This window comes from Modestobacter sp. VKM Ac-2982 (genome assembly GCF_026967935.1).
Lineage (GTDB): Bacteria > Actinomycetota > Actinomycetes > Mycobacteriales > Geodermatophilaceae > Modestobacter.
This window is the reverse complement of sequence record NZ_JAPVBL010000002.1, coordinates 179,040-202,338: the sequence shown is the minus strand read 5'-3', so window position 1 is coordinate 202,338 and position 23,299 is coordinate 179,040. Positions and strand designations below refer to the sequence as shown.

Annotated in this window: 19 protein-coding genes; 14 read left to right on the top strand and 5 right to left on the bottom strand. The window is 75.8% G+C overall.

What is annotated here, in order from left to right:
- Positions 1–29: 29 nt before the first annotated feature.
- Genes O2W20_RS07915 through O2W20_RS07875 form a run of 9 tightly spaced genes read left to right on the top strand, consistent with a single transcriptional unit; the run spans position 30 to position 8,474 of the window.
- The gene (locus O2W20_RS07915) at positions 30–380 is read left to right on the top strand and encodes an NADH-quinone oxidoreductase subunit A (RefSeq protein WP_269173185.1); all 351 of its coding nucleotides are present in this window, start codon (positions 30–32) and stop codon (positions 378–380) included.
- On the top strand, positions 371–1,507 hold the full coding sequence (locus tag O2W20_RS07910) for a hypothetical protein (protein WP_269173186.1): 1,137 nt from the start codon (positions 371–373) through the stop codon (positions 1,505–1,507). Before O2W20_RS07915 ends, O2W20_RS07910 begins: the two co-directional genes overlap by 10 nt.
- Positions 1,504–2,436: an NADH-quinone oxidoreductase subunit H gene (locus tag O2W20_RS07905; protein WP_269173187.1), complete on the top strand. Its 933-nt coding sequence runs from the start codon at positions 1,504–1,506 to the stop codon at positions 2,434–2,436. The genes O2W20_RS07910 and O2W20_RS07905 overlap by 4 nt, the downstream gene beginning before the upstream one ends.
- 13 nt (positions 2,437–2,449) lie before the next feature.
- A complete protein-coding gene (locus tag O2W20_RS07900) occupies positions 2,450–2,989 on the top strand; it encodes an NADH-quinone oxidoreductase subunit J (RefSeq protein ID WP_269173188.1) in 540 nt (179 codons plus the stop codon).
- Positions 2,986–3,288, top strand: a complete 303-nt coding sequence (nuoK, locus tag O2W20_RS07895) for an NADH-quinone oxidoreductase subunit NuoK (RefSeq protein ID WP_036334437.1) — start codon at positions 2,986–2,988, stop codon at positions 3,286–3,288. The genes O2W20_RS07900 and nuoK overlap by 4 nt, the downstream gene beginning before the upstream one ends.
- The gene (locus O2W20_RS07890) at positions 3,285–5,204 is read left to right on the top strand and encodes a proton-conducting transporter transmembrane domain-containing protein (protein WP_269173189.1); all 1,920 of its coding nucleotides are present in this window, start codon (positions 3,285–3,287) and stop codon (positions 5,202–5,204) included. The genes nuoK and O2W20_RS07890 overlap by 4 nt, the downstream gene beginning before the upstream one ends.
- Before the next feature lie 4 nt (positions 5,205–5,208).
- Entirely contained in the window at positions 5,209–6,696 is a 1,488-nt protein-coding gene (locus tag O2W20_RS07885; RefSeq protein WP_269173190.1) for a complex I subunit 4 family protein, read from the top strand.
- Positions 6,696–8,129, top strand: a complete 1,434-nt coding sequence (locus O2W20_RS07880) for an NADH-quinone oxidoreductase subunit N (RefSeq protein ID WP_269173191.1) — start codon at positions 6,696–6,698, stop codon at positions 8,127–8,129. Before O2W20_RS07885 ends, O2W20_RS07880 begins: the two co-directional genes overlap by 1 nt.
- A 21-nt stretch (positions 8,130–8,150) precedes the next feature.
- Entirely contained in the window at positions 8,151–8,474 is a 324-nt protein-coding gene (locus O2W20_RS07875; RefSeq protein ID WP_269173192.1) for a hypothetical protein, read from the top strand.
- 52 nt (positions 8,475–8,526) lie between these two features.
- Here the strand turns inward: O2W20_RS07875 and O2W20_RS07870 are convergent, their stop codons facing one another.
- The 5 genes from O2W20_RS07870 to O2W20_RS07850 all read right to left on the bottom strand — a co-directional run bounded on the left by O2W20_RS07870 (position 8,527) and on the right by O2W20_RS07850 (position 15,123).
- Positions 8,527–9,630: a LysM peptidoglycan-binding domain-containing protein gene (locus tag O2W20_RS07870; RefSeq protein WP_269173193.1), complete on the bottom strand. Its 1,104-nt coding sequence runs from the start codon at positions 9,628–9,630 to the stop codon at positions 8,527–8,529.
- A gap of 185 nt (positions 9,631–9,815) precedes the next feature.
- Positions 9,816–11,429, bottom strand: coding sequence for an MFS transporter (locus O2W20_RS07865; protein WP_269173194.1), 1,614 nt, complete (start codon positions 11,427–11,429; stop codon positions 9,816–9,818).
- Between the two features lie 84 nt (positions 11,430–11,513).
- Positions 11,514–13,601, bottom strand: a complete 2,088-nt coding sequence (locus tag O2W20_RS07860; RefSeq protein ID WP_269173195.1) for a xanthine dehydrogenase family protein molybdopterin-binding subunit — start codon at positions 13,599–13,601, stop codon at positions 11,514–11,516.
- Positions 13,598–14,617 (bottom strand): FAD binding domain-containing protein, encoded by a 1,020-nt coding sequence (locus tag O2W20_RS07855; protein WP_269173196.1) that lies wholly within the window; start codon positions 14,615–14,617, stop codon positions 13,598–13,600. Before O2W20_RS07855 ends, O2W20_RS07860 begins: the two co-directional genes overlap by 4 nt.
- Positions 14,614–15,123 carry a 2Fe-2S iron-sulfur cluster-binding protein gene (locus O2W20_RS07850; protein WP_269173197.1) on the bottom strand — a complete coding sequence of 170 codons (510 nt, stop codon included), beginning with the start codon at positions 15,121–15,123 and terminating at the stop codon, positions 14,614–14,616. Before O2W20_RS07850 ends, O2W20_RS07855 begins: the two co-directional genes overlap by 4 nt.
- A gap of 95 nt (positions 15,124–15,218) precedes the next feature.
- Between O2W20_RS07850 and O2W20_RS07845 the strand changes: the two genes are divergently transcribed.
- The 5 genes from O2W20_RS07845 (at position 15,219) to O2W20_RS07825 (ending at position 23,222) form a co-directional block, all read left to right on the top strand.
- Positions 15,219–16,649, top strand: a complete 1,431-nt coding sequence (locus O2W20_RS07845) for a cytochrome P450 (RefSeq protein ID WP_269173198.1) — start codon at positions 15,219–15,221, stop codon at positions 16,647–16,649.
- A 139-nt stretch (positions 16,650–16,788) separates the two neighbouring features.
- Positions 16,789–17,814: a 3-oxoacyl-ACP synthase III gene (locus tag O2W20_RS07840; protein ID WP_269173199.1), complete on the top strand. Its 1,026-nt coding sequence runs from the start codon at positions 16,789–16,791 to the stop codon at positions 17,812–17,814.
- On the top strand, positions 17,811–20,372 hold the full coding sequence (locus tag O2W20_RS07835; protein ID WP_269173200.1) for an alpha/beta fold hydrolase: 2,562 nt from the start codon (positions 17,811–17,813) through the stop codon (positions 20,370–20,372). The genes O2W20_RS07840 and O2W20_RS07835 overlap by 4 nt, the downstream gene beginning before the upstream one ends.
- A complete protein-coding gene (locus O2W20_RS07830) occupies positions 20,369–21,337 on the top strand; it encodes an NAD-dependent epimerase/dehydratase family protein (RefSeq protein WP_269173201.1) in 969 nt (322 codons plus the stop codon). The genes O2W20_RS07835 and O2W20_RS07830 overlap by 4 nt, the downstream gene beginning before the upstream one ends.
- Before the next feature lie 7 nt (positions 21,338–21,344).
- Positions 21,345–23,222 (top strand): hypothetical protein, encoded by a 1,878-nt coding sequence (locus O2W20_RS07825; RefSeq protein WP_269173202.1) that lies wholly within the window; start codon positions 21,345–21,347, stop codon positions 23,220–23,222.
- Positions 23,223–23,299 lie beyond the last annotated feature (77 nt).

The following is a 23,299-nucleotide window of genomic DNA, read 5'->3' as shown; positions in this document are numbered from 1 at the left end:
CTCAGGCGACGCGGACGGGGAGGGAACGGGTGTCGGCCTACCTGAGCCTCGCCGCGATGCTGGGCATCGCCGTGGGCGGTGTGCTGCTGGCGTACCTGCTGCACCGCCGGACGGCGGTGGCACCGGGGGCGGTCGCGAGCCTCCCCTTCCTCTCCGGCTGGCGGCCCGAGGAGCACGCGTTGTCCCGGTTCGAGGCGCGGTACTACCCGATGACGCTGCTGTTCCTCGCCTTCGACGTGGAGATGCTCTACATGTACCCGTGGGCGACCGTCGTCGCCTCGATCGGGACATCGGCGATCGTCGAGATGTTCGTGCTGCTCGGTGTGCTGATGACCGGCGTGCTGTGGGCCTGGCGCGAGGGTGCGCTGCGGTGGACCTGAGGTCACTGGCGGCGCGGCGCACCGCGGTGCTCGCGGTCGAGGTGCCCGGTTGGGGCCGCACCCGCTGCGCGCTCGAGCAGCACGTCCGGACCCGGGGCTGGCGGCTGGCCGACTCCCCCGCCGACGCCGACCTGCTGGTCGTCTGCGGCCGCCCCGGGGCCCGGCTGACCGCCGCCGTCGAGCACGTCTGGGGTCAGCTGCCCGGCCCCCGTGCCCGGGCGGAGGTGACCACCGCCGAGGCCGTGCCGGCCGCCCTGGACCGGGCCACGGCCGAGCTCGCCGACGGCGCGGCCCAGCGGCGAGACGCCGACGGCCGGCCGGCCGAGCCCGACCCCGGGACCACCGCCACCGCCACCGGCGACGACGGCGACGGCGACGGCGACATGGACATGGACATGGACATGGACATGGACGACGACTCCGGGGACATGGACCACGGCGACATGGACCACGGCGACATGGACCACGGCGACATGGACCACGGCGACATGGACCACGGCGACATGGACATGGACATGCCGATGCCGGGCGGGATCGGCCTGGCCGGCGGCGGTGGCGACGACCAGCTCGCCGACCCCGACAGCCTCGACCTCGACGTGCTGCACGTCCCCCTCGGCCCGGTGCTCCCGCACTGGCCGGCCGGCCTGCTGCTGCACACCACGCTCCAGGGCGACCTGGTCGTCGCCGCCCGGGCCGAGGTGCTGCTGCCGGCCGACGGCTCCCCCACCGACCCGCCGGTGCACGGCACCGCGGCCGGCCGCTGGGACGCGGTGGCCACCCTGCTCGCCCTGGCCGGCTGGGACGACGCCGCGGTCCGGGCTGCGCGGGTCCGCGACGAGCTGCTGGCCGGCGGGCAGCCGCCCGAGGCCGACCGGCTGGCCCGCCGGATCACCCGCTCCCGGCTGCTCCGCTGGTCGCTGCGTGGCCTGGGCCGGCTGCCGGAGGGCGATGCGCACGACCGGCTGCGGCACTGGCTGGCGGGCACCGAGCAGCGCCGGTCGACCGAGCTCTCCGCGGTGGCCGACCTGGTCACCGGGCTGGACCTGGCCAGCGCCCGGCTGGTGGTCGCCTCGCTGGACCTGGACACCGCCGACCGGGTGACCGTGCCGGTGGAGGCGGGCTCGTGACCGTGACCGAGGTGTCGGCCGGCTGGGTGCCGCTCGCGGCCGCCCTGCTCCTCGCCGTCGCGGCCGCCGCGGCGAGCCTGGAGGGCGCGCTGGCCGCGCGGTCCGCCGGGCAGCCGCTGGGGAGTGGCCTGCTCACCCCGGTGGCCGAGACCGCGCGGCTGTTCGGTCAGCGCCGCCGGACCACCGTGGCCGCGGACCTCCCGTTGCAGCGGATCGGCATCGCCGGGCTGCTCACCGCGGCGCTGCTGATGGTCGCCGTCGTCCCGTTCGGCCGGTGGACCGTCGCCGACCTGACGGTCGGCGTCGTCTGGTTCAACGCGATGGACGTGCTGGTGTGGGCGGCGGTCTGGCTGGCCGGCTGGGGCCCCAACAGCGCCCACGCCCTGGTCGGCGGGTACCGCTTCCTGGCCCAGGCGCTGTCCTACGAGCTGCCGCTGATGTTCGCGCTGACCGCACCGGCGGTCGCCGCCGGCAGCCTCCGGCTGGGCGACGTGGTGGCCGCGCAGTCCGGGCTGTGGTTCGTCGTCTGGATGCCGGTGGCGTTCGCCGTCTTCTGCGCGGCGGTCGCCGGGTTCTCCGTCTGGGGGCCCCTCGGCGCGCCCGCCGGGGCGACCACGGCCGGCGGGGTGCTCGTCGAGGCGGCCGGCGTGGACCGCTGGCTGCTCTCCGCCGGGCGGTACGCCCTGCTCACCGCCGGGGCCGCCTTCGGGGCGACCGCCTTCCTCGGCGGGGGGCACGGGCCGCTGCTACCGGCGTGGCTGTGGCTGCTGGTCAAGACCGCCGCACTGCTCGCCGTCCTCGTCGCGCTGCGCCGCCGGCTCCCGGTGATCCGCCCGGAGCAGCTGGCCGCCCCTGCCTGGCTGGTCGCGCTGCCGCTGGTGCTGCTGCAGGTGCTCGTCGTGTCCGTCGTCGTCGTGGTCCAGGCCTGAGGAGGGGGAGACCGTGCTCACCGGGATCGTGTTCTGGGTGCTCGCCGTGGTGGCGGTCGCCGCCGGCGTCGCCGTCTTCCGGGCCGACTCGATGGCCCGGGCGACCTACGCGCTGGCCGCGTCCTTCATCGCCGTCGGCCTGGTGCTGCTGCTGGTCGACCTGGAGTTCCTCGGCGTCATCACCGTGCTGATGATGACCATGGAGATGGCCGTGATGGGCATCTACATGATCATGTTCATGGGGATGAACCCGGCGCTGATGCCGATGGACATGGTGCACGGCAAGCGCCCGGCGCTGGCGGTCGCGATCGGCACGTTCGTCGTCCTGGCCGCCGGCGCGCTGCTCGTGCCGTGGCCCACCCGCCGGGGCGCACCCGCCGCCGACCTGGTCACCTCGCTGGGCGAGGCGATCATGGAGTCGAAGATGCTGGTGATGATGACCGTCTCGCCGGTCCTCTTCGCCACGATCGTCGCCGCCCTCGTCCTCGCGCTGCCGCGGGGTCGCTACGACCGGCTCGGCGACGACCTGCGCGCGGGGAAGGCCCCGCGATGACGCTGCAGACGATGTTGCTGGTGGCGGCCGCGCTGTTCAGCGTGGGGCTCTACGGGGCCATCTCCCAGCAGGTCGTGGTCATGGTGATGATGGGCCTGGAGCTGATGCTCAACGGCGTCATCCTCGCCGCCGCGGCCTTCTGGTGGTTCCTCTCCCCCACCCCCGACGGCCAGGTGCTGCTGCTCGTGGTGATCACCGCGATGACGGTGGAGATGGCGATGGGCTTCGCCGTGGCCACCCTGCTGCACCGCTCCCGGCAGTCGGACATGACCGACATGGCCACGGACCTGTCCCGGTGACCGGGCTGCTGTGGGCCTGCGCCACGGTGCCGGCGGTCGTCGGTGCGGGGCTGTGCGTCTCCGGGCGGCGCGCGGACCGGGTGGCGCCGGCCGTCGGGATCGTCACGGCGGGCGTCGTCCTGGCGCTGTCGGTCGCCGTGGCGCTGGGCCGGCCGGCCACCTCGGCGCCCTTCCTGCCCGGCGCGGTGTTCGGGCTGGCGGTCGACGCCCTGGCGGCCGTGGTGCTGCCCGCGGTCGCCGCCGTCACCCTGCTCGTGCTGGTCTTCTCCGCCGCCGACGTCTCCGGTGCCCGGGCCCGCTACACCGGCCTGCTGCTGCTGTTCGCCGCGGCCGTGGTGGTCACCGTCTGCGCCACCACGCTGCCGGCGCTGCTGTTCGCCTGGGAGGTGATGGGCGCGACGTCGTACGCGCTGATCGGCTTCCGCTGGCAGGAGCCGCACCGGGTCGGCGCCGGGCTGACCGCCTTCCTCACCACCCGCACCGCCGACCTCGGGCTGTACCTGGCCGCCGGGGCGGCCCTGGCCGGTGGATCGGGGCTGGCGCTGGCCGACCTGCCCGGGCTGCCGGCGCCCTGGCGGGACGTCGCCGCCGCCGGGCTGCTCGTCGCCGCCCTCGGCAAGGCCGCCCAGCTGCCGTTCACCGCCTGGCTCTCCGCGGCGATGCAGGGCCCCAGCCCGGTCAGCGCGCTGCTGCACTCCGCGGCGATGGTCGCGATGGGCGGCTACCTGCTGCTGCGGGTCTCCCCGCTGCTGGGCGCGACCAGCTGGGCCGGGCCGACCGCGGCCTGGGTGGGCGCGCTGACCGCGTTGCTGCTCGGCGCAGTGGCGCTCGCCCAGCGCGACCTCAAGCAGCTGCTGGCCGCCTCGACCGCGGCGCAGCTCGGATTCGTGGTGCTGGGCGCCGGGGTCGCGGCCGTCGCCGGCGGCACCGCGCACCTGGTCGCGCACGCGGCCACCAAGGCGCTGCTCTTCCTGGCCGCCGGGGCCTGGCTGACCGCGCTGGGCACCAAGCAGCTGCCGGCGCTGCGCGGCGCCGCCCGGCGCTGGCCGCTGGTCGGCGTCTGCGCCGCGGTGGGGGCACTGGCCCTGGCCGGGGTGGCGCCGCTGTCGCTGTGGGCGACCAAGGACGCCGTCCTCGCCGGGGCCCACGAGGAGTCCCTGGCCCTCTACCTGGTCGGGCTGGCCGCCGCCGCGCTGTCGGCGGGCTACGCCGGCAAGGTGCTGTGGCTGGTCTGGCAGCGGCTGCCCGCGGACGCCGAGGCGGGCTACGACACCGAGGAGGAGGGCACCCGTCAGGTGCGGGCGCTGCAGCAGGCGCCGCTGGTCGTGCTGGCCGCGGGCGCCGCCGTCCTCGGGCTGCTGGCCCTCCCTCCGGTCGGCGACACGCTGCGCCAGGCCCTCGACGGCAGCGGCCCGACCCCGGGGCTGGTGGAGCTGGCCGTCTCCGCGGTCGTCGCGGTGGTGGTGCTGCTCCTCGTGCGGGTCCGGCCGCTGCAGCCGCTGCCCGGCTGGCTCGAGGGCTGGCTGGGGCTGGCCCGGGCGACCGACGTGGTCGTCGTCCGGCCGGTGCTGCACACGGCCGAGGCGCTGGCCCGGTTCGACGACCGGGTGCTCGCCCGCGCGGTGACCGGCGCCGGCCGGGGCGCGCTGCGGACGGCACGCGCCGCGGCCCGCTTCGACGACGGAGTGCTCGACCGGGCCGTCGCCGGCTCGGCCACCGCAGGCGTGCGGCTGGCCGACGCCACCGGCCGGGCCGACCTGGCCGGGCCGGACGCCGCCGTGCGGTCGCTGGCCGCCGGCACCCGCTGGCTGGGGGGCTGGGCCCGGCGCACCCAGACCGGCCAGCTGCACCAGTACTACGTCTCGGCCGCCGTGGTGCTCGCCGCCGCGCTGGCCCTCCTGCTGGCAGTGAGGTAGCTCCGTGCTCAGTTCGATCATCTTCCTGCCCCTGGTCGCCGCGGCCCTGCTGGCCGTGCTCCGGGTGCCCGACCGGGTCGCCCGCTGGACCTGGATCGCGGTCACCACCGCCGACCTCGCGCTGGTCGGCGTGCTGATCGCGAGGTACGAGACGCCCGCGGACGGCGGCCTCGCGTTCGAGGAGCGCGCCCGGTGGATCCCGTCGGTCAACAGCAGCTGGCACGTCGGGGTCGACGGGCTGTCGGTGCCGCTGCTGGCGCTGACCGCGGTGGTCTTCTGCGCCTGCGCGGTCTACGGGCTGCGCGAGGACCGGCGCCCGCGCCAGCACGCCGCCCTCTTCCTCGCGCTGCAGACCACCTGCCTGGGGCTCTTCGCCGCCCAGGACCTGATCGTGTTCTTCCTCTTCTTCGACCTGTCGATCGTCGGGATGTACGCCGCGATCGCCGGCTGGGGGCACGGGCGTGAGGCCGGGCGCTCGGCGCTGCAGTTCTTCCTCTACACCTTCCTGGGCAGCCTCGCGCTGCTGCTGGGCTTCATCGGCCTCTACCTCGCCGCCGACCCGCACACCTTCGACATCCCGGAGCTGATCGCCGCGGCGCCGCTGCAGGACCACCCGGTCGCCGGCGGGTTCGTGCTGGCCGCGCTGCTCGTCGGTCTGGCCGTCAAGACGCCGACGATCCCCTTCCACACCTGGCTGCCCCCGGCGCACACCGACGCCTCGGCCATCGGCTCGGCGGTGCTGGCCGCGGTGCTGCTGAAGATGGGCACCTACGGCTTCGTCCGGATCGCCATGCCCGCGCTGCCCGACGCCTGGCGCGGGGCCGCCTGGGTGGTGCTCGCCGTCGGGATCGCCTCGGTGCTCTACGGCGCGCTGGTCGCCCTGGCCCAGACCGACGTCAAGCGGATGATCGCCTACACCTCGATCAACCACATGGGGTACGTGGTCATGGCAGTCGGCGCGGCCGGTCTGCTCGGCGGCGGGACGGCGGCCCGCGAGCTCGCAGTGACCGGCGCCGTCACCCAGATGGTCAGCCACGGCCTGCTCACCGGCGCACTGTTCCTGCTGGCCGGGGTGCTGCACGACCGCACGGGCAGCTACGCGATGCGCGACTACGGCGGCCTGGCCCGCACCGCTCCGCTGTGGTCGGGGCTGTTCGCGGTGGCGGCGTTCGGTTCACTGGGGATCCCGGCGTTCAGCGGCTTCATCGCCGAGTTCCAGGTCTTCGCCGGGAGCATCGGCACCACCGCCTGGGCGGCGATCGCGCTGCCCGGGATCCTGATCACCGCGGCGCTGTTCCTGCGGGCGCTGCAGCTGCTGGTCACCGGGCTGCCCGGTGGGCGGTCGATCAGCTTCTCCGACGTGCGGGCGGTCGAGGCGGTGCCGGTGACCGGGCTGCTGCTGCTGTCCCTGGCGATCGGCGTCCTGCCCTGGCTGTTGCTGGACCTGATCACCCCCGCGTCCGCCGTCCTGGTCGACCTGGTGGGCAGGTGATGGAGCCGGCGATGATGATGGAGCAGTCGCCGCTGGCGCTGCTCCCCGAGCTCTGCCTCCTCGCGGGCGCGGTGGCCACCCTGCTGGCCGGCTCCTTCCTGCCCCGACAGCGGCAGTGGGTGGCCCGGCTGATCGCGGTCACCGCCCTCCTCGCCGCCGCCGTCTCCGCCGCCCTCGCCTTCCCGGGGGGCCGAAGTCGCGATTTTGGCCCCCCGGCGGAGACGGTGTTCGGGGCGTTCGTGCTGGACACCGCGACCGGGGTCACCCGGCTGGTGGTCGTCGCGGCGGTGCTGCTGGTGATCGGCCTGGGGGTCGACGAGCTGGCCGGGACGGCGCGGGAGAGCGAGACCTACGCGCTGCTGCTGCTCGGCGGGCTGGGCGCGATCGTGCTGGCCGCCACCGACGACCTTCTGGTGCTCGCCGTCGCCTTCCTGCTGGCCAGCATCCCGGTGTACGCCCTGGTCGGGATGGTCCGCAGTCCGGGCGCGGCCGAGGCGGCGCTGAAGACCTACCTGCTCGGGGCGCTGTCCGGCATCTTGCTGCTGCTCGGGGCCACGGTGCTGTCCGGCATCGCCGGCGGCACCGCCTACGTCGACCTGGCCACCGGGCTCGCGGCGGCGCCGGCCGCCGCGGTGGCCGTCGGGGCGCTGGCCGTGCTGGCCGGGCTGCTGTTCGAGGCCGGCGGGGTGCCGCTGCACCAGTGGGTGCCCGACGCCACCCAGGGTGCCGGCACCGCCGCGGCGGCGTTCCTCACCACCGTGCCGAAGGTCGGTGCGCTGGTCGCCGCCGCGCGGCTGGTCGACGTGCTGCCGGGCGCCCTGTCCTGGCCGCTGCTGGTGGGCCTGCTCGCCGCCGCCACCATGACGCTGGCCAACCTGGCGGCGCTGGCCCAGACCGACGCCCGCCGGCTGCTGGGCTGGTCGACGGTCAGCCAGGTCGGCTACCTGCTCATGCCGGTCGCCGTGGTGACCAGCACCTCCGCCGCCACCCCGGCGCTGCTGGTCTACCTGGCCGGCTACGCGGTCACCAACCTGACCGCCTTCGCCGTGCTCGCCGCGGTGCCCGGCGCCCGGTCGCTCACCGACTTCCGCGGCCTCGCCCGGCAGCGGCCCTGGCTGGCGGCCGCGCTGGGGATCAGCCTGCTCAGCCTGGTCGGCACCCCGCCGACGGCGGTCTTCCTCGGCAAGCTGACCGTTTTCACCGCCGCCTGGGACGGCGGGCTCGCCTGGCTGGTCGTGGTCGCTGCGCTGAACACCCTGGTCAGCCTCTTCTACTACCTGCGCTGGCTGGTCGAGGCGTTCCGCCCCGGCGAACCCGCACCCACCGCCGGCTGGGCGCACGGGGCCGCGCTGGCCGGTGCGCTCGGGGTGCTGGCGGTCGGGCTCGGCGCCGGCCTGGTGACCGCGCTGACCGGCGACGGCACTCTCGGCTGAGCCGCCGCACCCGGCAGCGAGGTGACCGGCGACGCGCCGAGCCAGTCGCTGCAGTGGGCCGTGGAGGCGGTGGCCAAGGCCGGCAGCATCGGCATCGTCGGCGTCTACCCGCCGCAGATGACCTCCTTCCCCATCGGCGCTGCGATGAACAAGAACCTGAGCGTCAAGATGGGCAACTGCAACCACCGGCGCTACATCCCGCACCTGCTGGACCTGGTGCGCACCGGCGCCATCGACCCGTCCACGGTGCTCACCCAGGTCCAGGACATGCCGTCCGTCCTGCAGGCCTACGAGACCTTCGACCACCGCGAGAGCGGCTGGACCAAGGCGGTCATCGCCCCCTGAGCCGCGGGCGCCGTCGCCTGCCTGAGCGAGGCAGGCGACGGCGCTGCCCTCCTCAGGACGGCGAGGGCACGACGAGCACCTGGCCGACCAGGATCACGGTGCTGGTCAGCCCGTTGGCGGCCATCAGCTCGGTCACCGTCGTCCCCTGGTCCAGCGCGATCTGCCCGAGCGTGTCCCCCGGGACGACGGTGTGGGTCGTCGGCGCCACCACGGGTGCCGGCTCAGGCGCCGGTTGCGGCGCCGGCGCGGCGGCCGGCGGACCGGGCACGGCCAGCACCTGACCGACACCGATCACGGTGCTGGTCAGCCCGTTGATGGCCATCAGCTCGGCGACCGTCGTCCCCTGGTCCAGCGCGATCTGCCCGAGCGTGTCCCCGGGCACCACCGTGTGGTTGCCGGTCACCGCCGGCGCCGGTGCCGGTGCCACCGGCTCGGGGACCGGGATCGGCGCGCAGACGGTGGCGAGCGCCCCCGGATCGGCGAGGCCCTCGACGACCTCCGCGCAGCTGCGGTGGTCGACCCGGGAGGCCACCCCCGTCCACCACGACGTCTGGCCCAGCGCACCGCTCCAGGACTGCGACAAGTGCACGTGCCCGGTGTGCGGATCGGTCCCGGTGTAGGGCAGCCAGCCGGCGGCCGCGTTGTCGGCCGACCAGATCCGGCGGTCCCAGACGACGTACATGACCCCGAGCCGCCGGGCCTGGTAGGCCGACTCCCCGCTCGGGCCGTCGGCGGTCAGCCAGCCGAGGAAGCGGTCGGCGGCAGCGCGCTCCTCGGGGACGTCGGCCCGCAGCATCCAGTCCCAGGCACGCCCCTCCTTGTGCTCGCTCGTGCCGCCGACCGCGCAGTCGCGGCTGATGCCCCCGTTGGCCCCGGCGGCGTAGGCGGCGAGGACCAGTGCGGCGAGATCCGCGGTGCCGGGCTTGGCCGCCGGGTCGCAGACCGTCTGGCCGACGTAGGGCGCCGGCTGCTCGACGACCGGCGGTGCAGGGACCGGCGCGGCGGGCTCGGCGCCGTCCGCCCGTGCTGCCGGGACGAACACCCCGCAGACGCCGACCACGGCGAGCACGGTGGCGCGGCCGACCACGACCGGACGACGGGTGGCCGGACGGCGGCCGGCCGGGTGCCGACGCACCCGCCGGGACGAGGAGGGCACGACGACTCCGGGCAACGGGACTCCAAGGCAGGGGGGCGGCGTCGGGCTCATCCCAGGGGGCGCCGCGCATCGCCGTCCATGCCGCCCCCCGGCGACGGACCCGGTGCCGGCGCGGCGAGCACCGTGCGCGACCACGGCCGCAGATCGGGCGCCGCCCGATGTGACGTGGCACACCGAAAAGCTGCTCAGCCCGTCCGAGCCGCGTGGTCGTGGCTGTGCCGGTGATCGGGGTCGGGCTCGGGGCGGTCGTCGTCGCGATCCCGACCCTGGCTCTCGCCCTGGTCCTCGCCCTGGTCCTCGCCCTGGTCCTCGCCCTGGTCCTCGCCCTGGTCCTCGCCCTGGTCCTCGCCCTGGTCCTCGGCCTCGGCGCGGTCGATCCGGCGGTCGTGCCGCCAGTCGAACGCCCCGATGACCAGGGCCGCGAGCGACGCGACCACGGCCACGGACAGCGCCGCCGCGGCGGCCAGCGGGTACTGCTGGTCGGTGGCACCGAGCACGAGGTAGAACAACGCCGGCAGCGCCGCGGTGCCGATCGCCCCGCCGAACCGCTGGAAGGTCTGCAGGGCGCCACCGGCCGAGCCGGCCATCGCCACCGGCACGTTCCGCAGCGCGAGCGTGATGTTCGGCGAGATGACGAAGCCGCCGCCGACGCCGGCCAGCAGCAGGGTGGGGACGATCGCCCAGCCGGTGACCTGAGTCGGCACGGTGGCGATCACGATCGCCGTGGCGGCCAGGCCGAGCACGACACCGCTGAGGCCGGCCACGGTCAGCGCCCGGCCGTACCGCTCGACCAGCCGACCGGCGACCACCGCCGCGGTCGCCGAGCCGACCGCGAACGGCGTGACGGCCAACCCGGACTGCAGCGGCGACCAGCCCAGCCCGGTCTGGAAGTACAGCGCGAAGGTCAGCCAGATGCCGCTGAACCCGAGGAAGTACACCGTGCCCAGCGCCACTCCGGGCCCGTAGCCGCGGGTGGCGGTGACCAGCCGCGGGTCGAAGACCGGGTCCTTGCCGGCCCGGACGATGCGCTGTTCCCAGCCGACGAACGCGACGAGCAGCGCGATCCCGACCGGGAAGCACCACCACAGCCGCGCCAGGCCGCCCGACTCCGCCTGCACCAGCGGCAGCAGCAGCGCGAACGCCCCGCCACCGAGCAGCAGCATCCCCGGGACGTCGATCCGGCCGTGCTCCTCCCCCGGCGGGCGCCCCGGGATCAGCCGGACGGCCAGCACGAAGGCCAGCACGCCGATCGGCACGTTGACGTAGAAGATCCACCGCCAGCCGCCCGGGCCGGACGCGAGCGCCAGGATCACCCCGCCCAGCACCGGCCCGACGGCGGTGGAGATCCCGACCGTCGCGCCGAAGAACCCGAACGCCCGGCCCCGCTCGGCGCCCCGGAAGAGCTGCTGGATCAGTGCGGAGTTCTGCGGGGCCAGGCAGCCGGCCGCGAGGCCCTGGGCGAGCCGGGCCGCGACGAGCAGCTCGATGGACGGCGCCGCCCCCGCAGCCGCGCTGCACAGCACGAAGGCGACCAGGCCGATGAGGAACATCCGGCGGCGGCCGTAGGCGTCACCGAGCCGGCCGGCCGGCACCAGCGCCAGGCCGAAGGCCAGCGCGTAACCGGAGACCACCCACTGCACCGTCGCGGGCGTGGCACCGAGGTCCGACCGCAGGGACGGCAGGGCGACCGAGACGATGCTGACGTCCAGCAGCGTCATGAAGCCGACGACGAGCGTCACCCAGAGGGCGTGCCACCGCCGCGGATCGGCGCCTTCCGGGGCACCGGGGTCGGTGCGCACGGGCTGAGCAGGCAGGAGGTCCTCCCGGGACGGTGGGGTCGGCAGCCGCTGTCCTGCCGCAGCGCCGCCGACCCGCGGGATCGGTCACGGCAGGGCGGTCAGCAGCTTGTCCAGGGTGACCGGCAGGTGCCGGACGCGCACGCCCGTGGCGGCGTGGACGGCGTTGACCACCGCCGCCGCCGTGCCGACGATGCCGATCTCGCCGATCCCCTTGGACCCCATGGCGTTCACGTACGGGTCGTGCTCGTCGATCCAGTGGGCCTCGACCTCGCCGACGTCGGCGTTGACCGTGATGTGGTACTCGGCCAGGTCGTGGTTGGCCACCTGCCCCACCCGCGGGTCCCAGGCGCTGTTCTCGTGCAGCGCCATCGACAGCCCCATGGTCATCCCGCCGATCAGCTGCGAGCGCGCGGTCCGCGGGTTGATCACCCGGCCGACGCCGAAGACGCCGAGCAGCCGGGGCACCCGGACCTCCCCGGTGTCGGCGTTGACCCGGGCCTCGACGAACTGGGCGCCGAACGCGTACGGGGCGTGGGTGTCGTCCTGCCCGGCCTGGTCGACGTCCCCGCTGGCCTCGTCGCCGTCCCTCGGGTCGGCGCCGAACTTGGTGCGGAACTCGCGGGCCGCCACCACCAGCGCCGAGCCCCAGGTGTTGGTGCCCGAGGAGCCGCCGGCGACCGAGGCGACCGGGTAGCGGGTGTCGCCGATCCGCACGTCGACGTCGGCGACGTCGACGCCCAGGGCGTCGGCGGTGATCTGCGGCAGGATCGTCCAGGCCCCGGTGCCGAGGTCCGCGGCGCCGATCTCGGCGACGTACCGGCCGTCCTCGTAGCGCAGGTTCGCCGTCGAGGTGGCCTGCCGCATGGTCGGGTAGACCGAGGAGGCGACCCCGGTGCCCACCAGCCAGTCGCCGTCCCGGTGCGCCCGCGGCCCGGACCAGCCGAACCGCTCGGCGCCCTCGCGCAGGCACCGCACCAGGTTCCGGCTGGACCACGGCTTCCCGGTCTCCGGGTCGACCTCCGGCTCGTTGCGGACGCGCAGCTCGATCGGGTCGATGCCGAGCTCCTCGGCCAGCTCGTCCATCGCGACCTCGGGGCCGAACATGCCCGGGCACTCCCCCGGCGCGCGCATCCACGACGGGATCGGCACGTCGAGGGCGGCGAGCCGGTGGGTGGACCGCCGGTTCGGCGAGGCGTACATCATCCGGGTGGGCACGCCGGTCTGCTCGGCGAACTCCTTGACCTTCGAGGTCTGCTCGACCACGTCGATGGCGATCGCGGACAGCCGCCCGCGGGAGTCGGCGGCCAGCTGCATCCGCTGGATGGTCGGGGTGCGGTAGCCGGCCAGGAAGAACATCTGCTGGCGGGTGAGCGCCAGCTTCACCGGCCGGCCGGGCAGCGCCCGGGCGGCCAGCGCGGTGAGCATCACGTTGGCGTGCGGCAGCCCCTTGGAGCCGAACCCGCCGCCGACGTAGGGACAGACGACCCGCACCTGCTCCTGCTCCAGCCCGAAGACCTGGCACACCGCGGCCCGGTCGGGGTGCACGCCCTGGGTGGAGTCCCACAGCGTCAGGAACCCGTCGCCGGCCGGCTCCCACAGCGCCGTCGTGGCGTGCGGCTCGAGCGGGTTGTTGTGGTACATCGCGGTCGAGTAGGTGCGCTCCAGCGTCATCTCGGCGGCGGCCATGGCAGCGGCGACGTCGCCCTCGGCGGTGTCGGTCTCGTGCCCGGCGTTCACCTGCTCCGGGGCGTACAGGTCCGGCCGGTCGGCGGACAGCTCCGCGTCGTGCGGCTGCTCCTCGTAGCGGACCGTGATGCCGTCGGCCACCTCCCGGGCCAGCTCGGAGGTCTCGGCGACCACCACCCCGATCAGCTGCCCGCGGAAGCCGACGTCCTGCCCCTGCAGGACGGCGTACTCGGCGTCTTCCGTGGAGGCGAGCCGCTCGGCGTTGAACGGGGTGAGCACGGCCAGCACCCCGTCCAGGGCCTCGGCCGCGGCGGTGTCCATCGCGGTGACCCGGCCCCGGGCGATCGTGGCCTGCACCGGATGGGCGTACGCCGGGTGCTCGACGGGGGTCTCGTAGGCGTAGGTGGCGGTGCCGCGGACCTTGAGCTCGCCGTCCCGGCGCACCAGGTCCTGGCCGATGGCGCGCGGTTCCAGCAGGTCGGTCATGACTGCTCCTCCGGGAGGAGGCCGCGCACGGTGGCGAGCACGGTGCGGGCCACGAGCGGGATCTTGAAGCCGTTGCCGCTGTCGATCCCCGGCTGCGGCTGGGCGGCCGCCAGCTCGGCGGCGATCGCGGCCCGGACGGCGTCCTCGGTCAGCTGCTGCCCGCGGAGCACCTCCTCGGCCCGGGTGGCCCGCCACGGCTTGTGCGCCACCCCGCCGAGGGCCAGTCGGAGCTCGCCGTCCGGCGTGACGACGGCGGCCACCGAGACCAGCGCGAAGGCGTAGGAGGCCCGGTCGCGGACCTTGCGGTAGGCCGACCGGGTGCCGACCGGCAGGGCGGGCAGGTCGATGGCGGTGATCAGCTCGCCGTGCTCCAGCACGGTGTCCCGGGACGGGTCGTCGCCGGGCAGCCGGTGCAGCTCGGGAAACGGGACGGTGCGCTCCCCCGCCGGGCCGAGCACCTGCACCTGCGCGTCGAGGGCGGCCAGCGCCACCGCCATGTCCGAGGGGTGGGTGGCGATGCAGGTCTCGGGCGCATTCGCGTCCGGCAGCGCACCCGGCGTCCCGAGGACGGCGTGGTAGCGGGTGTAGCCCCCGACCGCGCTGCACCCGCTGCCCGGCTCCCGCTTGTTGCACGGGGTGGTCACGTCCTGGAAGTACACACAGCGGGTGCGCTGCAGCGGGTTGCCGCCCGTGGTCGCCATGTTGCGCAGCTGCCCGGTCGCCCCGGCCAGCAGCGCCTGGGCCAGCACGGGCCACCGCTCCCGGACGCGCGGGTCGGCGGCGACCTGGCTGTTGGTCGAGGCCGCGCCCAGCCGCAGCCCGCCGTCCGGGAGGTCGGTCACCTCGCGGGAGGTCAGCGTGCGGACGTCGACCACCAGGTCGGGCCGGGCCACGCCGAGCCGGAGGTGGTCGACCAGGTTGGTGCCCCCGGCCAGGAAGACCGCGCGCGGCTCGGCGGCGACGTCCCGCACGGCCTCGGCGACGTCGCCGGGGCGGGCGTAGGCGAACGGCTTCACCGGGCACCGCCGGCCTGCTGCACCGCGGGGGTGATGTTCACGTAGGCGGCGCAGCGGCAGAGGTTGCCGCTCATCCGCTCGGCCACCTCGTCGTGGCTCATCTCCGGCCGGCCGGTGAGGTCCTCGGTGACGTGGCTGGGCCAGCCGCGCTCGAACTCCGCCAGCACCCCGACCGCCGAGCAGACCTGCCCGGGGGTGCAGTAGCCGCACTGGAACGCGTCGAAGTCCAGGAACGCCTGCTGCACCGGGTGCAGCTCCCCGGCCGGGGCCAGGCCGTCGGCCGTGGTGACCTCCGCCCCGTCGTGCGCCACCGCCAGGGCGAGGCAGGTCAGCGCACGGTCGCCGTCCAGCAGCACGGTGCAGGCGCCGCACTGGCCGTGGTCGCAGCCCTTCTTCGGGCTGGTGTTGCCCAGCCGCTCGCGCAAGGCGTCCAGCAGGGAGGTCCGGGTGTCGACGGTGAGGCGGTGCGCCTCGCCGTCGACCCGCAGGGTGATCTCGGCGTCCATGGGGCCGCTGGTGCCCGGCCGTCCCGGCCGGGCAAACCCACCGGCCCGCGCGCCGGGCGGTGGGGACCGCCAGGTGAACGCTGCACCGACGGCGCGTGGCGGCCTTGATCACGAACGGCGTCCTGCAGTACGAAGACCCCATCGACCACGAACCAGCGGGAGGGGTCACCGACCCCGCACCCCGCACCGCCGCCCTGTCCAGGTACCCCGTCCCCGGTCCGCGGCAGCCCGTCGGCGCGCGGGGTGGTCCCGGGGTGCGCGCCCGGGCCCGGGCCTGGACCGGCAAGCTGCTGGCGCGGCGCATCCAGAAGCGCGGCATCGACCTGTCCAGCCTGACCTTCATCCCCGAGCGGACCAAGGTGCCGCTCCAGCGGCACGGCATCGACCCCGTCCCCCGGCTGGCCCAGCTGCGGGAGGACGACCCGGTGCACCGGCTGAAGCTGCCGTTCGCCTTCTCCGTGTACCTGGTGACCGGCGCCGAGCACGTCCGGGCGGTGCTGGCCGACCGGGACAGCTGGAGCAACGACATCCGGCACCTGCTGCCGGGCGCCGGGCCGAGCAGCGCGGACGAGGTCGGGGGCCTGGGCTTCACCGACCCGCCGCTGCACACCCGGCTGCGCAAGATCATCACGCCGGAGTTCACGATGCGCCGGCTGGCCCGGCTCGAGCCGATGATCGAGACGATCGTGGCGCAGCGGCTCGATGCGCTGGCCGCCGCCGGGTCCCCGGCCGACCTGTCCAGGCTGGTCTCCTTCCCGGTGCCGTTCCAGACCATCTGTGCGCTGCTGGGCCTGGAGCTGGAGGACCGGGACGCCTTCGCCCGGCTCGGCGTCCAGCGCTTCGACGCCACGGCGGGCGCCGCCGCGGCCTTCGGCGCCGTCTCGGCACAGCGCGAGTTCCTCTTCGACGCCGTCGCCCGGCAGCGCGTGGAGCCCGGGCCGGGGCTGATCGGCCAGATCATCCGGGACGAGGGTGACCGGATCTCCGACGTCGACCTCGCCGGGCTGGCCGACGGGGTCTTCACCGGCGGCTACGAGACCACCGCCGGGATGATCTCGCTGAGCACGATGGTGCTGCTGCGGGACCCGGCGCACGCCGCCCTGGTGCGCGACGGCTCCCGCGCGGACGTCGACCGGGTGGTCGAGGAGCTGCTGCGCCACCTGTCGGTGGTGCAGATGGCGTTCCCCCGCTTCGCCAAGCACGACCTGGACCTGTTCGGCGTGCCCCTGAAGGCCGGGGACGTCGTGCTGGCCTCGCTCAGCGGCGCGAACCGTGACCCCCGGTCGGCCGGCGCCGAGCCGGAGGTCTTCGACCCCCGGCGGCAGCCGACCTCCGGCCACCTGGCCTTCGGCCACGGCATCCACCGGTGCATCGGCGCCGAGCTGGCCCGGATGGAGCTGCGGGTCGTGCTGCCGGCCTTGCTCCGCCGCTTCCCCGACCTGGCGCTGGCCGTGCCGCAGCAGGAGCTGTCCTTCCGCGAGCTGTCCTTCGTCTACGGCCTGGACGAGCTGCCCGTCCGGTTCTGAGCACGCCCTGGGACGCTGTGTGAGCTGTGCCGCGGGTGAACACCGGACGGCATACCGGTGTCCTCGTCGGGTAGTGCCCAACGGAACGCCGGCGACACACATGGAAGAGTCGGCCCTTCTCGAGGACTGGACCCCGCCCATGAGTGGAAACGCGACGCACCGCTTCAGCAACACCAGCATCCTGACCGTGCAGACGGCCGATGCCTCCCACGTCGTCACCTCCGACGCCATCGACGAGCGGCTCGCCGACACCTACAAGCGGGTCGGGCTGCGCCCTGGCCTGCTCGAACGGCTGGCCGGCATCCGCGAGCGCCGGTGGTGGGAGGACGGCGTCACCTTCACCGACGGCGCCGCCATGGCCGGTGCCAAGGCGATCAGCGAGAGCGGCGTCGACCCGGCCGGCATCGGCCTGATGATCAACACCTCGGTCAGCCGCCGGCACCTGGAGCCCTCGACGGCCGTCGCCGTCCACCACGCGCTCGGGCTCCCCCGCTCGGCGCAGAACTTCGACGTCACCAACGCCTGCCTCGGCTTCGTCAACGGCATGGAGCTGGCCGCGGCGATGATCGACTCCGGCATGATCGAGCACGCCGTGATCGTCAACGGCGAGGACGCCCAGACCGTGCAGGACCGGACCATCGACCGGCTCAACCAGCCCGGCACGACCGCCCGGGACGTGATCGCCCAGTTCGCGACGCTGACCCTGGGCTCTGGGGCCGTCGCCATGGTCCTCGGCCGGTCCGACCAGCACCCGGAGGGCCACCGGCTGGTCGGTTCGGTCAGCCGGGCCGGCACCGAGCACCACGACCTGTGCGTCGGTGACAACGACGAGATGCGCACCGACCTCAAGGGCCTGCTGGAAGCCGGCCTGGACCTGTCGATGGACATGTGGGAGGAGGCCGCCGCGGACTTCGACTGGCAGCGCGGCATGGACCGCTACGTGATCCACCAGGTGTCCAAGGTGCACACCGCCGCCATGTGCGAGCGCTTCGGCATCGACGAGTCACGGGTGCCGAAGACCTTCCCGACCCGCGGCAACCTGGGCCCGGCCTCGGTGCCCTACACCCTGGCCAGCGCGCAGCACGAACTGGTCGACGGCGACCGGGTCCTGCTGATGGGCATCGGCTCGGGCCTCAACGCCTCCTGCCTCGAGATCGCCTGGTGAGCGTCCCGACCGACCTCCCCGCCGACCTGCCCGGGCTCGATCCGGCCTGGTCCCGCCGGCTCACCGTCGCCGACGCCACCGGCACGAAGCACGAGTGGCACCTGCTGGACAACGGCGTCCCCGACCCGGTGGGCACGTTGCTCTGCGTGCACGGCAACCCGACCTGGTCCTACCTCTGGCGCCGGCTGGTCGCCGCCGCCCCGCCCGGGTGGCGGGTGATCGCCCCCGACCAGCTGGGCATGGGCTTCTCGGAGCGGCTCCCCGGGCCACGGCCGCTGACGCAGCGGGTCGCCGACCTCGGTGACCTGACCGCCGCGCTGGGGGTCACCGGCCCGGTGATCACCGTCGGGCACGACTGGGGCGGGGTCATCTCGCTGGGCTGGGCGCTGGCCCACCAGGAGCAGCTGCGGGGCGTCGTCCTGGGCAACACCGCCGTCTCCATGCCCGAGGGCGACCTCGGTCCGGCGGTGATCCGGCTGGCGCACGCCCCCGGGGTCCGGTCGGTGGCCACCGTGGGCACGCCGCTGTTCGTCCGGGCGACGACGGCGCTGTCCTCCCCGAGGCTGCCGGCCGACGTCCGGGACGCCTTCGCCGCGCCCTACCGGACGGCGGCCCGCCGGCGGTCGGTCGGCGACTTCGTGGCCGACATCCCGTTCTCCCCCGGACACCCCTCTCGGGCCGCGCAGGAGGAGATCGCCGAGGGCATCCGTTCCCTCGACGTCCCGGCGCTGCTGCTCTGGGGCCCCCGCGACCCGGTCTTCGGCGAGCGCTACCTGGCCGACCTGCGCGAGCGGCTCCCCCACGCGCAGCTGCACCGCTACGAGGGCGCCTCGCACCTGCTGCCCGAGGACGCCCCGCAGTACGCCGACGCCGTCGCCCAGTGGGTCACCGACCTGGCCACCGGGCGGCCCCCCACCGACCGGCCGCGCAGCACCGGCGCCCAGCAGCGCGGCCTCGGCTCGGCGCTGGCCGACCGGGCCGGTGACCACTCCCCCGCCGTGGTGGAGGTCGGCGGCGCCACGGTGAGCTGGGCGCAGCTGCACCGCCGGGTCGAGCACCTGGCCGCCGGGCTGACCGCCGCCGGTATCGGCCCCGGGCAGCGGGTCGCGCTGCTCGTCGAGCCCTCGGTGGACCTCACCGCTGCGGTCTACGCCGTCTGGCGGGCCGGTGCGGTCATCGTCGTGGCCGACAAGGGCCTGGGCCTGCGCGGCATGCGCCGGGCGCTGCACAGCGCCCGGGTCGACGCGGTCGTCGGCGGTGCCCCCGGGCTGGCGGCTGCCCGCGCGATGCGGCTGGACGCCACCCGCATCGCGGCCACCGCGCTGCCCGCGGCCGCGGCGCGCGCCTTGGGGGTGGCGCACACGCTGCCGGAGCTGGAGCGTGCGGGCAGCACCGCGCCCGCGCCGCCGGAGTCCGACCTGGACACCGACTGCGCCGTCCTGTTCACCTCCGGCGCCACCGGACCGGCCAAGGGCGTCGTCTACACCCGGCGCCAGGCGATGGCCCAGCTGGACCTGGTCGGTGCCACCTACGGGCTGTCCCCCGACGACCGGCTGGTCGCCGGGTTCCCGCCGTTCGCCCTCTTCGGCCCGGCCCTCGGCATCGGCTCCGCGGTGCCCGACGTCGACGTGACCGCACCCGGGTCGCTGACCGCCGCCGCGCTCGCCGACGCCGCGGCCGCGATCGACGGGACGGTGGTGTTCGCCTCACCGGCCGCGCTGCGCCGGGTCGTCGCCACCGCCGGTGAGCTGACCGGGCCGCAGCGGACCGCGCTGGGCCGGGTGCGCCTGCTCATGTCGGCCGGGGCACCGGTGCCGCTGCCGCTGCTCCGGGAGCTGCGCCAGGTGCTGCCCGCGGCCGCCGCGCACACCCCGTACGGGATGACCGAGGCGCTGCCGGTCACCGACGTCTGCGCGACCGAGATCGAGGCGGCCGGGCCCGGGAACGGGGTCTGCGTCGGCCGTCCGCTGCCCGGCGTCGAGGTTCGGGTCAGCCCGCTGTCGGCCACCGGGGCGGCCGACGGCGAGCTCACCGACACCGTCGGCACGACCGGCGAGATCGCCGTCCGGGCCGCGCACGTCAAGGACCGCTACGACGCGCTGTGGGCCACCGAGCGCGCCGCGTCCCGCGACCCGGGCTGGCACCGGACCGGCGACGTCGGGCACCTGGATGCCGAGGGCCGGCTGTGGGTCGAGGGCCGGCTGCCGCACGCGGTCACCACCGCTTCCGGGGTGGTGACGCCGGTCGGCGTCGAGCAGCGGGTGGAGCTGCTGGCCGGGGTCTCCTCCGCTGCCGTGGTCGGCGTGGGGCCGGCCGGCGCCCAGGTCGTGGTGGTCGTCGTCGTCCCGGCCGACGGCGTGCGCCGCCGGGCCGGGTTCGAGCTCGCCGGCCCCGCCCTGGCCGACGCCGTCCGCGCGGCTGTCGGAACCGAGGTCGCCGCCGTCCTGGTCACCGGCCGGCTGCCGGTCGACATCCGGCACCAGTCGAAGATCGACCGGCGGGAGGTGGCCCGGCAGGCGACCCGCACGCTCGCCGGTGCGCGGGCGCGCACCCGATGAGGGTGCTGGTCACCGGGGCCAGCGGCATGCTCGGCCGGGCCACGGTGCAGGGCCTGCTGAGCCGGGGCGACGAGGTCACCGTGCTGCAGCGCCGGCCGGCCGGGCTGCCCTGCCGGGAGGTGCGCGGGGACGTCGCCGACCCGGCCGTGGTGGCCCGCGCGGTGACCGGACAGGACGCCGTGGTGCACCTGGCCGCCAAGGTCGACGTCACCGGCCGGTGGGCGGAGTACGCGCGGGCGAACATCGAGGGCACCCGCACCGTGGTCGACGCCTGCCGGCAGGCGGGGGTGGGCCGGCTGGTGCACGTCTCCTCGCCGTCGGTGGCGCACGGCGGCTCGGCACTGGTCGGGGTGGGCGCGCAACCGGCCGACCCGGCGCGGGCCCGCGGCAACTACTCCCGCTCCAAGGCCGTCGCCGAGGAGCTGGCACTGGCGGCGGACGACGCCGCCCTCGCCGTCCTGGTCGTGCGGCCGCACCTGGTCTGGGGGCCCGGGGACACCCAGCTGGTCGAGCGGATCGTCGAGCGGGCCCGGGCCGGGCGGCTGCCGGTGATCGGCTCGGGTGCCGCGCTGATCGACACCACCTACGTGGACAACGCCGCCGACGCGCTGCTGGCCGCGGTCGACGCCTGCGGGCCGGTGCACGGGGAGGCGCTGGTGGTCTCCAACGGCGAGCCCCGGCCGGTCGCCGAGGTCATCGACCGGTTGTGCCGCGCCGCCGGGGTCCCCGGACCGAGCCGCCGGGTGCCGTTCGGAGCGGCCTGGGCCGCCGGGGGTCTGGTCGAGGCGTTCTGGGCTGCTACCCAGCGCCGGGACACGCCCCCGCTGACCCGGTTCCTCGCCGAGCAGCTGGCGACCGCGCACTGGTTCGACCAGCGCCGTACCCGCGAGGCGCTGCACTGGACCCCGCAGGTGTCGCTGGACGAGGGCTTCGCCCGGCTCACCCAGGCCTACGCGGCGACCTGAGCCCGGGATGCGCACGGTGCGGGACGACGACGCAGTCGAGGACGCGGCCTTCGCGAGTTTCGTGGCCGAGCGCCGTCCGGGTCTGCTGCGCACCGCGCTGTTGCTGACCGGGGACCGGACCACCGCCGAGGAGCTGGTGCAGCGGGCGCTGACCCGCACCCGGCGCGGCTGGCCCACGGACGATCCGCTGGCCACCGCCCGCCGGGCCCTGGCCACCGGCGCTACCAGCCGGGGCCTGCGCACCGAGCAGGTCATCGAGCAGCTGCCCGATCCGCTCGCCCCGTCGGTGGACGACGAGCTGGCCCGGGCGCTGCGGGAGCTCCCTCCGCGCACCCGGGCCGCCACGGTGTTCCACATCGCCGAGGGTCTGGAGGCGGCTGCGGTCGCCGCGCTGCTCGGCCGCCCCGTGGCGGAGGTCGAGGCGGCGGCCGCCGCGGGCGCCGCGCAGCTGCGGCCGGCCGCGCGTCCGGACCCCTTCCGGCGCGAGCAGCCGACGACGGACGACCAGCGGCTGCGCGACGGGCTGGGCCGGCTGGCCGGGGCCCCGGGCCGGTGGCGGCTGGACACCGCCCAGGCCGTCGCCGACGTCGGGCACCGCCGGACCGGGCGGCGGCGACGGGTGCTCGCCGCGGCGGCGGTCGCCGCCCTGGTCCTCACCGGTGCGGTCGGCACGCTGACCCGGCCGGCCCCGGAGCCCCCCGCGGCGGCGACCCCGGCCACCCCCGCCGTCGACGCCGGGCCGTCGGTCCGCGCCGCCCCCGTGCTCACCGGTCCGACCCGCGGCTCCCTCGCCGACGACCCCGCGTTCCTCGCCGCCGTGCAGCAGGCCGACTGGGGTGGGCTGGTGGCGCCGCCGGTCCCCGACCGGACGGTCGTCTTCGCCGGCGACACGCCCTCCGGGCGCGCGGCGCTGGTCGTCGGCACGGTCGACGAGGACTTCCGCGGCACCTGGCTCATCGGGCCGGCCGGGGCCCCGGCGGAGGCGCTCGTCCCGCACCTGCCACCCGGGCTGGCCCGCAGCCGGCCGGTCACCCTGCTGCTGGGCGGGCCGGGCCCGGCGTCGCTGGTGGTGGTCGCCGGACGGGGCGACACGATCGAGGTCTCCGACCGGCTGATGGTCGGCCCTCGCGGAACCGTCGCCCGCAGCTACACGGCGGTGGACGCAACCGAGGGTGTCGCCGTCGTCCCGGCCACCACCACCGAGGACGGGCCGGCGCTGAGCGTCCGGGTCACCCGGGAGGGGCGGCTGGTGCACCGGTCGGCCGTCGACTGGCCCGGCGACCGGCCCGGCCGCACCACCCCGCTCCCGGTGCTGGAGCCGATCCGCCCGGTGACCCAGGAGCCCGACGCGAGGGTGGTCGCCGCCGCGCTGGTCGGGCTGGCGGTGCCGCTGGGGGTCGAGCCCGCCGGGCTGCAGCCGGAGCTGCTGTGGTCGGGCACCCTGCCGCTGAGCCGGGGCCCGGGCACCGTCGCCGTCGTCGTCGGCCGCAGCCCCGGCGGTGCGCTGGTCGTCACCACCTGGGCCGGGGGCGGCGGCGGGGCCCTCGCCTGCGGCACCGTCACCCCGGCCGGCAGCACCCCGGTGGCGTCCCTGACCGTGGCCCGGACGTGCACGGTCGACCTGCCGGGGCTCGGGCAGTCCGGGGACGGCAGCTGGCTGGTCGTCACCGCGCCACCGGAGGCGACCGCCGTCGAGGTGCTCGGCGCCACCGGCCGGACGCTGTCCCGGCTGCCGCTGACCGGGGGCGGCACGGTCGTCCCCCTCCCCGAGGGCACCCGGGACGTGCGGACCCTGGACGCCGCGGGCCAGCCGCTGAGGCAGGTCCCGGTGGCGCCGATGGCCGGTGAGCCGTTCGGCGACTTCGGGTCCGGGCCGCAGGGCTGAGCGGCTCACGCCGGCACCGTCGGCACTGTGCGTTCGACCTTCCCGCTCCGTAACGCGTCGCGACGGCGACGGAAACA

Coding starts and splice junctions, on each gene's coding strand:
- nuoK (WP_036334437.1), top strand. CDS start 2,986: ATGACGCTGCAGACGATGTTGCTGGTGGCGGCCGCGCTGTTCAGCGTG.
- O2W20_RS07880 (WP_269173191.1), top strand. CDS start 6,696: ATGGAGCCGGCGATGATGATGGAGCAGTCGCCGCTGGCGCTGCTCCCC.
- O2W20_RS07840 (WP_269173199.1), top strand. CDS start 16,789: ATGAGTGGAAACGCGACGCACCGCTTCAGCAACACCAGCATCCTGACC.
- O2W20_RS07860 (WP_269173195.1), bottom strand. CDS start 13,601: ATGACCGACCTGCTGGAACCGCGCGCCATCGGCCAGGACCTGGTGCGC.
- O2W20_RS07825 (WP_269173202.1), top strand. CDS start 21,345: ATGCGCACGGTGCGGGACGACGACGCAGTCGAGGACGCGGCCTTCGCG.
- O2W20_RS07830 (WP_269173201.1), top strand. CDS start 20,369: ATGAGGGTGCTGGTCACCGGGGCCAGCGGCATGCTCGGCCGGGCCACG.
- O2W20_RS07850 (WP_269173197.1), bottom strand. CDS start 15,123: ATGGACGCCGAGATCACCCTGCGGGTCGACGGCGAGGCGCACCGCCTC.